Below are 13975 nucleotides of genomic sequence, written 5' to 3' on the forward strand. Positions count from 1 at the left end.
CGATTACCTGGCCACGCTCACCACCGACGTCTTCCCCCGCGTCGAACTGCCCCCGCGCCCCCGCGGGGTGCACCGGCGCGCCGACGGGGCGCGCGGGCCGGGAGGTGGTGGCGCGCACAGCAAGCCGAGCCGGTTCGAGGTGCTCGGCGATATCGCCCTGGTGAGCTTCGGCAGATACGGTCAGTACATCGTCACGGTCGTGACCGTGCCGTTGATCGCCCGGGTGCTCGGCGCCAACGGTCTCGGCCTGCTCGCCATCGGCATGTCGGCCTACTTCATCGGTTCGCTCGTCGTGGATCTGGGAGTCACGCAGTTCCTGTCCGCCCGCGTGCCGGAAATCAACGCGCGCAAAGACACCCGCTTGCGGGAGATCAACCAGCTGCGCGGCGACTATCTGGCCATCCGGCTCACCACGGCGACGCTGTTCGGTGCCGCGCTCGCCGTAGCCTCGGCCGTGCGCGTGCCGGAAGCAGCGCAGATGGTGCTGCTCGGGCTGTTCGTCGGTGGCTTCTGGTCCCTGTCGGAGGACTGGCTGCTGATCGGTGAGGGACGATTCGGCACCTCCACCGCGTATCAGACCATCGGCCGGCTGTGCTATCTCGGGCTGCTGGTCGGCTTGCTTCCCCAGCTGCCGAACTCGCACATCGCCCTGCTGTGCTTACTGCTGTCCTCCGTGCCGACGGTGGCGTTGACATGGTGGGACGCCTGGCGCCGGTACGGGTCGCCTGCTCGTCCTCGCTACTACGGCGTCGTGCTGCGCCGCAGCGTTCCGGTGTTCGTCTCCCGGTTGCTGGTCACCGGCTACGGTCAGGGCGCGGCGACGCTGTATTCGACCGTGCTCGACGCCATCTCGCTGGGGCTGTACTCGGCGGGCGACCGCCTGGTGCGCGCGGTCCAATCCCTGCTCGACGCCATCGGCTTCGCGCTGCTGCCACGGATGGCCCGGCGCGGCGACGACCACGGGTTCTGGCGGCACAGCCTGCAAGCGCTGGCCGTGACCGTCGCCGTCGCCGCACTCGCCTCGGTCGGCATCTGGCTGGCCGCGCCACTGCTCATCCGGCTGGTCTTCGGTACCGAGTTCGCCGCGTCCACCGGCCTGTTGCGGATCGAGGTGCTGATTCTGCCCGCCACGACGGTCACCTCCTTCATCACCACGGCCATCCTGCCGGTGCGCCAGGACACCACCGGCGTCCTGATCGGCGCGCTGCTGGGGACTCTCGTCGCCGCGGGCGCACTGGTGCTGACCGTGCGGACCCGCTCGGTGCACACTCTGGTCTACGGCCTGCTGGTGGCCGAAATCACCGTCGCCACCTGGCATTTGCTGCGGGTGCGCTTCCTGACGCGCCGGGATCGGGCCGAAGCCGACACCGTGCCGCTGCCGATCGTGCCCCGGAAGGAAATCCGACCATGAGAATTCTGTTCGTCGGCGACGACTGGCTCGGCAGCAACGCGCGTTCGCTGGCCGACGGCTTTCGTCAGGCCGGCCACGACGTGCTCGTGGTCGACTCCACACCGGTGACTCTTCCGGCCAGGCTGTCGCCGCCGTGGGTGTACGCGAAGGCGACCGGCCGACGCGACCGGCGCACAGTCGAACGGGTACACGCCGAGATCGAACGAAACGCTGCCGCATTCCGGCCCGAGATGCTGTTCGTGTTCAAGGGAATCCATCTGGACCAGCAGCGACTGCTCGACGTGCCCGCCGCGTTGCATGTGCACTACAGCCCTGACGACGTGTCCAATCCCGAGAACCTGACCGATGCCTACCTGGCCGCCGAACCCGGCTGGGACCTCATCGTCACCACCAAACAGCACAACGTGCCGGAGTTGCTGGCGCGTGGCGCCCGTGCCGCGGGCTTCGTGCTCAGCGCCTACGACCCGGCCTGGCATCATCCGGCGGCGCGCAGAGGCACAGGTGATCATCTGGTCGGTTTCATCGGAGTCTGCCGACCCGACCGACGCGCCGAACTGGTGTCGCTGGCACGCCGCTACGGACCGCGCCTGCTGGTCCGCGGCCCCGGCTGGCGCCGGGTTCCTGAGTTGCGCGCCACCCGCGCCGTCGTCGGCGGCGCGGTGTACGGTCCGGAATACTCCGCGGCGGTCGCCGAGGTGACAGCCAATCTGGTGCTGCTCAACTCCGGCAACCGCGACACCCACACCTGCCGTACCTTCGAGGTGCCCGCGGCCGGTGGATTGTTCGTCGGTGAACGCACCGGCGAACACGCCGAGCTGTTGCGCGACACCGTCGAGTGCTTCCTGTTTGACGGCACCGACGAACTGGTCTCGATTCTCGATTGGGTGGCCGCCCACCCGGAGCGCGCGGCCGAGGTCGCGGCGGCCGGGCACCGGCGGATCACCGCCGAGGGGCATCGTTACGTGGATCGCGCCCGGCAGATCATCGGCCTCGCCGCGGAGGTCGGGAACTGAACGCCTACACCGATATAGCCGCCGTCGCGGCTGCACTGGTCACGGTTGCGGCGGCCGCGCTGTGGGTTCCCGGCATCGCCCGCGTGTTCTTCATCGCGCAGGCCCTGTTCTGGTCGCTGTCCTACGTGGCGCGACCGCTGGTGCTGCTCGCGGTGCTGCCCGATCCGCACTACGGCGACAACATCTCCGACCCCCGGCTGGCCGGACTGGGATACGACCGCGGGATCGGTCTGGTGCTCGACCACGTGGTGTTCGGCTTGTGGTGTTACGCGCTACTGGTGATCGGTTACGCGCTCTGGCGGCGGCGGCACCCCCGGAGCACCGTCCCGGCCGCGGTCGAAGACCCCGACGTGATGCCCACGCTGATCGTGCTCTACGGGCTCGGACTGTTGGGCCGGGCGGCATCGGTGGCCACCGGATCGCTGGGCGCGGCCGGTGAGGTCAGCAGCGGCAACCCCCTGCTCAGCTTCGTCGCCACGTTCGCCGGGATCGCGGCGCTCGGAATGATCGTCTTCCTCCGGCCTGCACGGCCGCAGACCACGGCGCTGGCGCTCGGCGCGCTGTTCGCGGGCGAGCTGTACTGGTCGTCGGCCGTGCAGTCCAAGACACCGATCCTCGCCGCCGCACTCGCGCTGGCCGTGCGGTTTTCGATGCTCGGCTGGAACCGGCGCACCACGATCGGCGTGGTGCTGATTGGCGTGCTCGGCGTCGCCGGATTCGGCTGGCTGCAGTCGTTCAAGAACTCCGGCACGGCCGCGCTCGACGCGGCACTCGTCGACTCCCGCTACCCGGAGAACGTCCGGCCGTTCCTGAGTATCCTGCGGCGCTTCGACCTGCTCGAAGCCGCCACCGACGCGTACTTCGTCGGTCCCGGGGGCTGGCTGTCGCCCGGCGAGGTTCTCCACCACGCGAGCCTGAGCCTGATCCCGGCGCAGGTACTCGGTATCGAGAAGCTCCAATCCGGTACGGCCTGGGCGAACGACGTGCGTGGCGCGTCGGTGGATATGAGCACCGTGTCGGTGTCCCTCGCGGAGGGCAACGTGAACGAAGGCTATCTGCTCGGCGGTGAGGTCGGCGTGCTCGTCGCCGTCGTGTTCACTTTCGGGCTGTTGCTCGCGTGGGAGCGCGCACTGTATTCGCGGTTCTTCCCGGTCCTGGTGCTGGGGCTCGCGATCACCGGCGCCTCCACCCTGTTCGAACGCGGGATTCTCGGCAGTTTCGAGAATCTCGGCAAGTTCGCCCAGTCGGCCGTGCTCGCCTGGTTCGTCCATCTGATCGTCACGGAATTCCGCCGCCGCCCGACGCCGCTCCCGTCACCGGCGCACGCTTCAGCAGTTACCAAGACATGAGGTCGCAGTTCATGGGTTTGATCGATATCTGGCATATCGTCCGGCGGCGGTGGATGCTGATCGCCGCCATCGCGCTGACCGTCACGGTGGCCGGCGTCTGGTACGCCTCCTCCCGCGCCGTGACGTACGTGGCCAGCAGCACGATGTACGTCTCGATGGCCACCGGCACCTCGGTCAACGACTCCTACCAGGGCGGTCTGGCGGCCCAGCAGCGCGTGCGGTCCTATCTCGAACTGGCCACCAGCGCCGCGGTAGCTGAGCGGGTCGTCCACGACCAAGGGCTGACGGAATCGCCGGACGAGTTCCGCGGCCGGATCACCGCCTCGTCGCCGCCCGCGAGCACGATCCTGGAGATCGCGGTCTCCGCGCCCACCGCGCAGCGGGCGCGTGATCTCACCGACGCCACGGTCGCTCAGTTCCGGGCTCTGGTCGACAGTCTCGAATCGATCGAAACAGGCGCTGCTCCCGCCGCCCGCGTCTCGGTCGTCGACCGTGCCCGGCTACCGGCCGCTCCGGCAGGCCCCGGCACGAGCCGGTTCGTCGCCATGGGCTTGTTCGGTGGACTGCTGCTCGGCTTCGCGGCCGCATTTCTGCGCGAACGCACCGACCGGCGTATTCGCACCAGTAGCAACCTCGCCGAGGTCGCGCCGGTCCCGGTGGTCGCCGCGTTCGACCAGGGAGAATCCACCTCCGAGGCGGCCCGGCGACTGCGTAATCACCTGCGGGGCGCCCAGATCATCGAATGCACCAGCCTCACCGACCGATCACAATCAAAGGTGGCGAACACCCTGGCGCTGGCCTTCGCCGATGCCGGTCATCCGGTGATCCTCGTCGACGCCGACACCTCCGGCGACGGAAGCTCCGGCACGGTGCCCGGTCCAGGCCTCACGACGCTGCTGCGCGGCGGTGTACCGCTGGACCGGGCGATCACCGAGGACTGGGGCGGGACCGGGGTCGCGGTGCTGCCGATCGGGCACATCGAGCCGGATACGTCCGACCTGATCGCCTCGGAACACTTCGCCCATCTCATCGCCGATCTGCGCGAGCGCTATTACCGCGTGATCATCGAGACCGCACCGGTCAGTCGTGCCGCCGACGCGGTCGCCGTCGCGCCGTTGTCCGATGCCATCCTCGGCGTCGCCGATCTCGGCAGACTCACCGAACCGCGGCTGCGTACCGCCCTGACCGCGTTCGGCACGTCCGGGCCGACCGGCGTGGTCGGCTACCACGCGCCCGGATCGGCGGCGGACCGACTGGTGGGATGGTTGAGGGTATGAGCGACGACATTCTCCGGCGGCGCCGCTTGCTCGCCGCGACTTTGGGTGCGGCGGCGGTACTTCCGATCACCGCCGCCTGCACCACAGCCGAGCCGGACGACCCGCAGTTCCGGTCGCCGACCACCGATGCGCCCGCGGCACGTAACGTCCGGGACTTCGGAGCCGTCGGAGACGGTATCGCCGACGACACCAAGGCTTTGGCCGCAGCCGTGGCCAAGGACCCGGATGAGCCGCTGGTGCTCTACCTGCCCGCCGGGCACTACCGGGTCGAGTCGATGCCCGATCTGCCGGACTACGCCACGATTCTCGGTGACGGCGCCGACGTCACCACGATCGTCTACGCGGGCGAGGGCACTCTGGTGCGGCTGCGCAAGCGCAGCCGGGTCCGTTTCGCCAGGCTGGGCATCTACACGACAGGTCCCGGCTCGACGGCGGTCGACCTGTCGGAATGCTTTCGCTGCTCCTTCGACGCGGTGGTACTGCGCGGCAACCACCTCGCCGACAACCATCCCCGGTACCTGACCCAGCGCGGAGTCGTGTTGCGCGACAACACCGGCGGCACCGCCTTCATCAACTGCGACATCAACAACTTCGGGATCGGACTGACCACATCCTGTATCCAGAACTACGTCACCTCCTCGAAGTTCACCAGTAATCACACCGGCGTCCTCGGCACCGGCAACGACCACAACGCCGGGCTGGCGCTCACCAACGTCGAATTCGTCTCCGACCAGAACCCGCTCACCACCCACCGGCACCTGCGGGTCGACGGCGCCGCCAACGACTGGTGGCTGACCAACGTGTGGTTCGAAGGAGCCGACGTCGCCGTGTCGGTCGGCGAGAACGGGCGCGGCGGGCCCGCGCAGTTCGGCATGGTCAACGCGAAGGTCGCGGCCCGTTCGGTCGGGCTCGAACTGAACTACTGCCGACAGCCGTATCTGGCGAACGTGATCTTCGACGCGGAGTCGCAGCCGCCGGGCATCCCGGTGCGGGTGGATCCGGTCGGCTGTCCGGAAGGCACCGCGCTCGGATTGATCTCGGGGATCACCGACGACATTCCCGTCGAGACGTTTCCGGGCGGCTGGAACGTCATCGGCCGCAAGGGCATGCGCACTCCGCGGTTCACCGGCACCGTGGTATCCCAAGCGGGGCCGCACGGCGCGGACGTGTTCCAGGCACAGAGCAGCGACGGCGCCGTCCGCGCCGCGGTGACCGCCGATGGAACCTGGGTCTGCGAGCGCGCCGACAACGGTCCGGTGCTCAAGGCGCCCGACGGCGGCTACTGGCGGCTCACGGTCTCCGACGACGGAAAGCTCGGCACGGTCGCGCTCGGCAGGAAGCGTCCCGGCGGATGACCCGACGACAATACCGCCGTATCGAAGCGCAGCCGACCATCACCGGTCCCCTCGGAACGCCGGTGCGGTTGCGGCCGCCGCGCTTCGACGACTTCGCTGAGTGGCGGCGGATCCGGCTCCGTGATCGCGCGATCATGGAGCCCTACTGGGTCAGCTCGGATCAGGACTGGCCCGACCGCCACACCGCCCGCCACTGGGTGCGGGAATGCCTCGACAACTGGGCCGAGGCACGCGCCGTGCGGCGGGTGAGCATGGTCATCGAGGTGGCCGGCCGGTTCGCCGGACAGGTCGAACTTGCCTCGATCGACGCGGCGGCGGGCAGCGCCGAACTCGGCATCTGGATCAGCTCCGCGGTCGCGCGCGGCGGTATCGGCGCTCTCGCCCTGACCATGATGGCGGACTTCGGTTTCGACAGTCTCGGCCTCATGCGAATCACCGCACCGATCGCACCCGGCAACATCGCCGCGGCCAAGGCCGCAGCCACGGCGGGCCTGCGGTACGAAGCCCGGATGACCGCCTATTTCGATGCCGGTGGCGCACGCCGCGACCACGAGCTGTGGGCGGTGACCCGCCCCGATCGGCCCGACCGCGGGTTCACCGCCGTCTACCTGGCCCGGCAGCGCATCCACCCGACGACGACACAACTGCCTGCCGCCCCCGCTGTCCCGCACGGGCCGCCCCGCGTGAGCATCGCAGCCGCGCGTCTGCGGTACCAGCTTTCCCGATTGCGCCGGGTGTTCAGGTGGTTACGGGGCAGCGCCGCCGTCGCCCTATCCGACTCCGATGACCGCGCCGGGGTGCTGGTGCGGTCACGCCGTGTCTCCGACTTCCGGCAGCGCCGCGCGGCCCGTATCCGCAACCGGGCGACGCTGGCACGTGATCCGCACATGTCACCGGCCGCGTGGCTGCGCCGACATTCCCTGCGCTACTGGCTGGCCGAACTCGCCGAAGCCAGGGCAGGCCTGCGTTCCGGGCCAGGGCTGACGCTGGCGATCCTCGACGACGGCCGCTTCGTCGGCGAAGCCCGGCTGCACGGGCTGGACATGTTCGATCGCAACATCCGGCTCAGCGTCTGGACCGACGCGTCGGCTCGCCCGGAAACCCGCGCGAGCGTGCTCCGCCTGCTGGTGCGCCATGCGACCGAACGGCTGGAGATTCTCCGCGTCGCCATCGCGATCCCGGTATCCGACGTCGCCGCAGCGGCTGCGGTCGCCGCGGCCGGGTTCGCCGAGGAGGGGCGGATGCGCGGGCACCTCGATGTCTTCGGACCCCGCGGCGATCACGACCTCTGGGCGTACAGTCATCCGGCCCGCACGGCTGCCCCGGATGACGCGCCGGTGCGTGGGGAGCCGGTCCCGTGAGTTCGGCGACCGGGCGCGCCCCGGCGCAGGACCCCAACACCTCCGGCCGGTCCCGCGACCTCCTCGACGCCGGAGCGTATCCCCGTCCGACGCTTCACCGGCACCGGCCTGCTGTACGGCTTCCGCCGGTATCCTGCCCGCACCGCATACGGAGCACCAGATGACTCTGCACCCCGGCCTCCCACCGCACCACGGGTTCGCCCGCAGCAATGCGCTGCAGCGTCGGCTGCACGAGCTGGTGCCGGGCGGCGCGCACACCTACGCCCGCGGAGCCGATCAATACCCCGAGCAGATGGCGCCGATATTGGTGCGCGGCAACGGATGCCGAGTCTGGGATGCCGACGGCAACCAGTACGTCGAATACGGGATGGGACTGCGTTCGGTCACCCTCGGCCATGCCTTCGCACCGGTTCTCGACGCCGTGACGACCACGATCGCCGACGGAGTGAACTTCAGCAGGCCGACCGAGCTGGAGCTGCTCGCGGCCGAGGACTTCCTGGATCTGGTTCCTGGTGCGGACATGGTCAAGTTCGCCAAGAACGGCTCCGATGCCACGACCGCCGCCGTACGGCTGGCCAGGGCCGTGTCCGGTCGCCAGCGGATCGCCGTCTGCGAGCAGCCGTTCTTCTCGGTCGACGACTGGTTCATCGCTACGACACCGATGTCGGCGGGCATCCCCGCTCATGTCGGCGTCGAAACCGTCCGGTTTCCCTACAACGACGCCGACGCCCTCGCCGCGGTCCTGGCGGGCGACACCGTGGCCGCGGTCGTCATGGAGGCGGCCACCGCGACCGCGGAACCCGAGCCCGGCTATCTCCAAGCCGTGCGCGCCCTGTGCGACCGGCACGGCACCCTGCTGGTGTTCGACGAGATGATCACCGGATTTCGCTGGGCCGCAGGCGGCGCACAGTCCGTCTACGGCGTAACTCCCGACCTGTCCTGCTGGGGCAAGGCCATGGGTAACGGATTCCCCATATCGGCGCTCGCCGGACGGCGCGAGTACCTGGAGCGGGGCGGTCTGCGCACCGACGCCGACCGCGTGTTTCTGCTGTCCACCACGCACGGACCGGAAACCAGCGGGCTGGCGGCCTTCCGCGCGGTCGCCGCGGCCTACCGGACCGGCGACCCGATCGCCCGAATGGAAGCGGCCGGCGCCGCACTGGCGACCGGGTTCACCGCGCTGGCCACCGAACTCGGCATCGGCGACCACCTCCGGGTCCGCGGTCGCTCCTCCTGCCTGATCTTCGAAACCCTCGATTCCCACGGGAACCCGTGCCAGGCATTCCGCACATTGTTCCTGCAAGAACTGCTTCAACGCGGAGTGCTCGGGCAATCCTTCGTCACCTCGGCGGCACACGACCACGACGCGATCGCCGCCACCCTGTCGGCTTGCGCGGCCGCGGCCCAGGTGTACCGGACCGCCCTCGAACGCGGCACCGTCGATGGACTGCTGCGCGGACGATCGGTCGCTCCCGCGATTCGCCGCACCGCCGCGCCGCGGCAGATCGAAACGAGCACATCTCGATGACCACACCTCGCATCGCCATCGTCCACGAACGGTTCACCGAATTCGGCGGATCCGAAGCCGTCGTGGGCGAGTTCGCCCGCACCTGGCCCGGCGCGGACATCTACGCCCCGATCGTCACGCCGGACGGAATCCGTCCGCCCGTCCGGCATGTCCACGACACCTGGCTCTCCCGTGCCCACACAGCGACCCGCGGTCGGCACGCCCCTCTGCTGCCGTTCGTTCCCCGCTCCCTACGTCGTATGCCTTTGCGGGACTATGACGCCGTGGTCGTCAGCCACCACTCGTTCGCCACTCAGGCCGCATTGGCCACCGACGCGCCCGTGATCGCCTATGTGCACAGCCCCGCGCGATGGGCCTGGGATCGTGAGTTTCGCATCCGCGAAGCAGGCGGACGGGCCGGTCAGTTCGCCCTCGGCGCCCTGGGCGCACTGGCCCGCCGCACCGAACTACGAGCCGCGCCGCGCCTGACCCGGGTGATCGCCAACTCGACCGCCGTCGCCGACCGGATCCGCGACTGGTGGGGCCTGACCGCCACCGTGATCAATCCCCCCGTCGATGTCGACCGTTTCACCCCCGATCCCACACGTGCCCGGGAGGAATTCTTTCTCTGCGCCGGTCGCCTCGTTCCCTACAAACGCGCCGATCTCGCGATTCGAGCCGAGCAACTCGCCGGCGTACGGCTGGTCGTGCTGGGCGCCGGTCGCTTCCGGCCTCAGCTCGAAGCTCTCGCCGGACCCGAGACAACTTTTCTGGGCGCCACCTCTACCGACATCCTGCGGGACATGTACCAACGCTGCCGCGCCCTGCTCATGCCCGGCGTGGAAGACTTCGGCATCGTCCCGGTCGAAGCCATGGCCTGCGGTACTCCGGTGATCGCCATCGGCGCGGGCGGCGCGCTCGACACGGTACGACCGGGCACGACCGGCGAACACATCGCTCTGGGCGCCGATCCCGACGTCGTCACCCGCCTGGCCGCGGCGATGGCCGACTTCGACGCCGCCCGCTACGACCCGCGCATCGTCCGCGCCCACGCGGAAACGTTCGCACCAACCGCGTTTCGGGCACGGATGGCCGCGTGCGTCGCTCAGTAAGCGGCCGCCCAGCGAAGTGCCGAACGCTGTTTGCTCCGCGAGCGTGATCTGCCTGGCCGCATGGTCGAGCGCGTCTGCTCACTCGTCGAGCCGGTCGCAGCACCGGCTGCCGTGACGTATCACCGGTTCCCCGGGATGGGAACGGATGCGCAGGGTGGCAACGTGTTCCGGGCCGATGATGGTCGGTATGGGCGGCATCGTCGACTTCGTTCGGGCCAGGCGCATCAGTGTGCATCCAGCTGTAGAGCGTCGGTGACCCGTGCGGGTGCTGTTGACGGCGAGTGGGTCGCGCGGCGACAGCGAGCCGATGTTGGGGCTCGCGCTGTGGTTGCGGGAATTCGGGGCGCGGGTGCGGGTGTGCGCGCCACCGGATATCGCCCAGCGTTGCGCTGACTCGGGGGTGCCGATAGTGCCGCTGGGGCCGCTGAAGGCCGGTTCGCGGGCCGGGAGGCCGTCGCGGGCCGAGCTGTCGCGGTATGTGACGGACTGGCCCAGAATCCAATTCGACACGATCGCCACTGCGGCCGCAGGATGCGACGTCGTGGTCGCGGCCGGCGTGACACAGGTCGCGGCCCGGTCCGTCGCCGAGAAGCTCGGCATCCACTACCAGTATGTGAGCTACCAGCCGACCAGTCTGCCCTCGCCACATCACCCGCCGATGCCGCTGCCGGGCGATCGACCCGCACCGGAGGCGATCGACAACCGGTTGCTGTGGGAAATCGACACCCACGGTTGGAACGCGCAGTTCGGCCACGCGCTCGATACCGGCCGGGCGGCGCTCGGGCTAGGGCCGGTAACCGACGTACGCGACCACGTCATCACCGAGAGTCCGTGGCTGGCTGCGGACCCGGTGCTGGGTCCATGGCCCCAATCGCCGCGACTGAACGTGGTACAGACGGGTGCCTGGATCGTCCCCGACGAACGCGCCTTGCCCACCGACTTGTCGGCGTTCCTGGACGCGGGCACACCCCCGGTGTATGTCGGGTTCGGCAGTATGCCGATGCGCAGCGGAATCGCCCGTGCGGCAATCGAGGCGATCCGCGCCCACGACCGCCGAGTCCTCCTTTCCAGTGGCTGGGCCGAGCTGACCCTCATCGATGACCTGCCCGACTGCATGGCCATCGGCGAGGTCAACCATCAAGCGCTGTTCGGCCGGGTCGCCGCCGTCATCCACCACGGCGGTGCGGGCACGACGACCGCCGCCGCCCGGGCGGGCGTCCCGCAAGTGGTGGTACCCCAGATGATGGACCAGCCGTACTGGGCACGCCGGGTGGTCGACCTCGGCATCGGAGCGGCGTGTACGGAAGCCGACCCCAGCGCAGCGTCATTGTCTGCCGCTCTCGACATCGCATTGGCGTCTACCACCCGAGCGCGCGCGAACGAAGTGGGCGGGATGGTCCGTTCGGACGGAGCGGCGGTGGCTGCAAAACTGCTGATCGACGCGATCAGTTGAGAATCAACCCTCAGTCGGCGGCACCCCGCTGAGATCAGCCCAGGTACGGCTGTGTTCGACCCTCGAAGTGGTGTCGCAAACGGAGGCGGACGGGTACGAGGTAGCCCGGTGGCGACGGGTCGCTCGTCGCCGTACCGGGCTTCAGATCACGGCCGGTCGTACTCGCCGTTGAGCACGTGCGCGGTGAAGGTGTCCCATGCGCCGGGTGTAAACACCAGTGCCACTCCGGTCGGACTCTTGGAGTCCCGCACGCCGACTATGCCGCCTTCCAGGTGCGCGACCTCGACGCAGTCGTCCTTGCCGCCGCTGTGGCTGCTTTTGAACCAGCGAGCCCCGGGTAGGTCCATGCTCATGGCGCGTACTCCTTTGCCACCCGCCGTAGCAGGTGCTTGCTTTCGGTGCGATCCAACGCTACCCGCTGAATCTTCTGAAACGCGTTGCGATAACGGCGCACGCTGTCCGGCCTTTCGAGGTGAATACTGCCCGCGTAACTCTCGATATATACGACAGGGGGCTCGAGAGCTTTGCCTGCGCTGTCGGTGCCGAAATCGAGAATCGTGAACGGCCCAGCCGTCGTACCCACTGGGTAGCCTGCGGCGTCGGGCAGCACTCTCACCGACACGTTCGGCGGCAAATCGGCAAGATGGCGGCACAGTCTCGCCATTACCCGCGGTCCGTGGACCACTCGCCGAAGCACTCCTTCGTCGATCACGAGGTCGACCTCGAGGGGGGAGACTGTGCGCAGTATGAGGTTCTGGCGCTCGCGCCGTATGCGCAGTCGCCGCTCACGTTCTTCGGGCAAATCTTCTACGAAGTACACCCGATCCAAAGCCTCGGCATACTCGCGTGTCTGGAACAAGCCGGACACGATGTCCGGCCGATAGATGGTCACCGATTCGGCCGCAGACTCCAAGCCCAGATATACGCCGAAACTGGGCGCTACCTGGTCGGTGTACTCGTCCCACCAACTCTGCTCCATACGTTGAGCGGCGAGAGCTTTCAGCTCACTCGCGCGCTCGGGCTGCCGATAGAGCCGACACAAGCTGTCGATGTCGGAATCGGAGATCTTGTTCGCGTGGCCCGTCTCGAGCCGTTGCAAGGTCCCGGAGCCACGACCGATCGCCTTCGCGGCCATCAGGATCGACAGGCCGGATTCCAGGCGCATCGCACGTAAGACGCGGCCCAGCTGCCGATGCGGCACGCCCGGAGTTCGCCCTATGGATGGCGACGACACGGTGTTGCGCGGTGAATTCCCCCTGGTGAGCGGCTTGACCACTGCTGCGTTCCCCTTCTGGTAGATGGCAAGCACTGCATTCGTGGGTGGCCCCACCCCCGAGCTGTGGATGACGCTACTGTCGCGTCACGGGTGCCACCGAACAGCAAGTATGGGTGGTCACCTGGGAAAACGAAGCAGTTTTCGCGAATCGTTCATTGGATCACCCATGCATGGTGTGGGACTGCTGTGCTGCGCGTGTGCTCGCAGGGCTGGCCGCATTTCGCGGGTCGGTGGAACCGGGAGCTCGTCAACCGTCTTTCGATGTGCGAGAAGGGGGTACAGATGGAAACGCGTGGAGATACACCGTTGTCGCGATGCCTGTTCTATCGGCAGGAGTGCGGTCTGCCCGCCGTGGTCGACCCGCCGGAACTCGGGCGGATCGTGATGCGGGCCGGGTCGGTGTGGGCGATGACGATGCCCACTCGCCTGGGGCAGGCGGTGAAGGCGCACATGCACAACAGAAGCGTCCCGTTGGGACCGATTGTGGGACATCCGCGTTCGGGGCGCTGGACCTTCCTCATCCAGCCCGATCTGCCCGATGACGTGCGGTTGTTCGCCGAACTGTTCCGGCTGGACGTGTCGGTTGCGCGGACGGGAGCGATGATCGCGCTGCCTTCGCCAACCGCTGCGGTAGGCGCAATCAGGCACTGGACAGTGCCGCCGCGCAACGCATTCCGCCCCGCAGGCAGGTTCGTGGTCGAAGCCGTCCGGGCGTGGGCGGACCAGATGCCGCGTACTCAGCACAGGTCGGGGACAACTCATGTCGGATGACGAATTGCGCACGAGGCGGTTCCTCCGCGTCGATGATTTGCGGTTCCGGCGCGCGCATGACAACCCACACTGGCCGGTATCCAGTCCCGC

Annotated in this window: 12 protein-coding genes; 10 read left to right on the forward strand and 2 right to left on the reverse strand. The window is 68.6% G+C overall.

The genetic code is table 11. The features are described from left to right. Positions 1-139: 139 nt before the first annotated feature. The 9 genes from ACIA5H_RS19440 to ACIA5H_RS19480 all read left to right on the forward strand — a co-directional run bounded on the left by ACIA5H_RS19440 (position 140) and on the right by ACIA5H_RS19480 (position 11838). A complete protein-coding gene (locus tag ACIA5H_RS19440) occupies positions 140-1411 on the forward strand; it encodes a lipopolysaccharide biosynthesis protein (protein ID WP_356963501.1) in 1272 nt (423 codons plus the stop codon). Beyond that, entirely contained in the window at positions 1408-2424 is a 1017-nt protein-coding gene (locus tag ACIA5H_RS19445; RefSeq protein WP_397076976.1) for a glycosyltransferase, read from the forward strand. Before ACIA5H_RS19440 ends, ACIA5H_RS19445 begins: the two co-directional genes overlap by 4 nt. An 83-nt stretch (positions 2425-2507) precedes the next feature. Further along, entirely contained in the window at positions 2508-3773 is a 1266-nt protein-coding gene (locus ACIA5H_RS19450; RefSeq protein ID WP_397076977.1) for a hypothetical protein, read from the forward strand. Between the two features lie 11 nt (positions 3774-3784). After that, positions 3785-5050: a Wzz/FepE/Etk N-terminal domain-containing protein gene (locus ACIA5H_RS19455; protein WP_379249814.1), complete on the forward strand. Its 1266-nt coding sequence runs from the start codon at positions 3785-3787 to the stop codon at positions 5048-5050. Continuing rightward, positions 5047-6405: a glycosyl hydrolase family 28-related protein gene (locus tag ACIA5H_RS19460; protein WP_397076978.1), complete on the forward strand. Its 1359-nt coding sequence runs from the start codon at positions 5047-5049 to the stop codon at positions 6403-6405. The genes ACIA5H_RS19455 and ACIA5H_RS19460 overlap by 4 nt, the downstream gene beginning before the upstream one ends. After that, positions 6402-7766, forward strand: a complete 1365-nt coding sequence (locus tag ACIA5H_RS19465; RefSeq protein WP_397076979.1) for a GNAT family N-acetyltransferase — start codon at positions 6402-6404, stop codon at positions 7764-7766. Before ACIA5H_RS19460 ends, ACIA5H_RS19465 begins: the two co-directional genes overlap by 4 nt. Before the next feature lie 160 nt (positions 7767-7926). Then, on the forward strand, positions 7927-9294 hold the full coding sequence (locus ACIA5H_RS19470) for a glutamate-1-semialdehyde 2,1-aminomutase (RefSeq protein WP_397076980.1): 1368 nt from the start codon (positions 7927-7929) through the stop codon (positions 9292-9294). Next, positions 9291-10385, forward strand: a complete 1095-nt coding sequence (locus ACIA5H_RS19475; protein ID WP_397076981.1) for a glycosyltransferase — start codon at positions 9291-9293, stop codon at positions 10383-10385. Before ACIA5H_RS19470 ends, ACIA5H_RS19475 begins: the two co-directional genes overlap by 4 nt. 259 nt (positions 10386-10644) lie before the next feature. Then, the gene (locus ACIA5H_RS19480) at positions 10645-11838 is read left to right on the forward strand and encodes a glycosyltransferase (RefSeq protein ID WP_397076982.1); all 1194 of its coding nucleotides are present in this window, start codon (positions 10645-10647) and stop codon (positions 11836-11838) included. A gap of 146 nt (positions 11839-11984) precedes the next feature. Here ACIA5H_RS19480 and ACIA5H_RS19485 read toward each other — a convergent pair whose 3' ends face one another. Then, positions 11985-12191 carry a DUF397 domain-containing protein gene (locus ACIA5H_RS19485; RefSeq protein WP_397076983.1) on the reverse strand — a complete coding sequence of 69 codons (207 nt, stop codon included), beginning with the start codon at positions 12189-12191 and terminating at the stop codon, positions 11985-11987. Continuing rightward, the gene (locus ACIA5H_RS19490) at positions 12188-13114 is read right to left on the reverse strand and encodes a helix-turn-helix domain-containing protein (protein ID WP_397076984.1); all 927 of its coding nucleotides are present in this window, start codon (positions 13112-13114) and stop codon (positions 12188-12190) included. Before ACIA5H_RS19490 ends, ACIA5H_RS19485 begins: the two co-directional genes overlap by 4 nt. A 282-nt stretch (positions 13115-13396) precedes the next feature. Between ACIA5H_RS19490 and ACIA5H_RS19495 the strand changes: the two genes are divergently transcribed. Then, positions 13397-13885: a DNA-directed RNA polymerase subunit beta gene (locus ACIA5H_RS19495; RefSeq protein WP_397076985.1), complete on the forward strand. Its 489-nt coding sequence runs from the start codon at positions 13397-13399 to the stop codon at positions 13883-13885. Positions 13886-13975: the final 90 nt, after the last annotated feature.

Origin of the sequence: Nocardia sp. NPDC051900, assembly GCF_044452545.1 — a bacterium.
GTDB classification, from domain to species: domain Bacteria; phylum Actinomycetota; class Actinomycetes; order Mycobacteriales; family Mycobacteriaceae; genus Nocardia; species Nocardia sichangensis.

Excerpts from the sequence above, each read along its gene's own strand:
- ACIA5H_RS19445 (WP_397076976.1), top strand. The coding sequence starts at position 1,408 with ATGAGAATTCTGTTCGTCGGCGACGACTGGCTCGGCAGCAACGCGCGT.
- ACIA5H_RS19455 (WP_379249814.1), top strand. The coding sequence starts at position 3,785 with ATGGGTTTGATCGATATCTGGCATATCGTCCGGCGGCGGTGGATGCTG.
- ACIA5H_RS19460 (WP_397076978.1), top strand. The coding sequence starts at position 5,047 with ATGAGCGACGACATTCTCCGGCGGCGCCGCTTGCTCGCCGCGACTTTG.
- ACIA5H_RS19465 (WP_397076979.1), top strand. The coding sequence starts at position 6,402 with ATGACCCGACGACAATACCGCCGTATCGAAGCGCAGCCGACCATCACC.
- ACIA5H_RS19470 (WP_397076980.1), top strand. The coding sequence starts at position 7,927 with ATGACTCTGCACCCCGGCCTCCCACCGCACCACGGGTTCGCCCGCAGC.
- ACIA5H_RS19475 (WP_397076981.1), top strand. The coding sequence starts at position 9,291 with ATGACCACACCTCGCATCGCCATCGTCCACGAACGGTTCACCGAATTC.
- ACIA5H_RS19485 (WP_397076983.1), bottom strand. The coding sequence starts at position 12,191 with ATGAGCATGGACCTACCCGGGGCTCGCTGGTTCAAAAGCAGCCACAGC.
- ACIA5H_RS19495 (WP_397076985.1), top strand. The coding sequence starts at position 13,397 with ATGGAAACGCGTGGAGATACACCGTTGTCGCGATGCCTGTTCTATCGG.